This window comes from Mesorhizobium sp. M2E.F.Ca.ET.209.01.1.1 (genome assembly GCF_004010375.2).
Lineage (GTDB): Bacteria > Pseudomonadota > Alphaproteobacteria > Rhizobiales > Rhizobiaceae > Mesorhizobium.
In genome coordinates this window covers 1-290 of sequence record NZ_SADP02001169.1, presented here as the reverse complement: position 1 = coordinate 290, position 290 = coordinate 1, and the positions used below count along the sequence as shown (strand labels likewise).

The following is a 290-nucleotide window of genomic DNA, read 5'->3' as shown; positions in this document are numbered from 1 at the left end:
CCCAGCACCAGCACGTCGTTGCCATCGCCCTGCAGGACGCCGCCGCTGATGCTGCCGGCCTGCATGTCCAGGCGGTCATTGCCGGCACCGAACTGCACGCCGGTGCGCCCGCTGATCGTTCCGCGGTTGACCAGCACGCTGTCGCCCGCGCCGACGAACTGCAGCGCGGTTGTGTTGCCGGTACTGATGCTTCCCGCATTTTCGACGCGGCTGCCGCCACCGAGCTGGACCGCCACGCCGCCCACCGAACTGATCGTGCCCAGGTTGGACAGCAGGTGCCCACCGGCGCC

1 protein-coding gene is annotated in these 290 nt (G+C 70.0%); it reads right to left on the bottom strand.

The window, feature by feature from the left end:
- The coding region (locus EN852_RS39590; RefSeq protein ID WP_135879958.1) for a hypothetical protein at nucleotides 1–290 on the bottom strand (290 nt) is incomplete at both ends.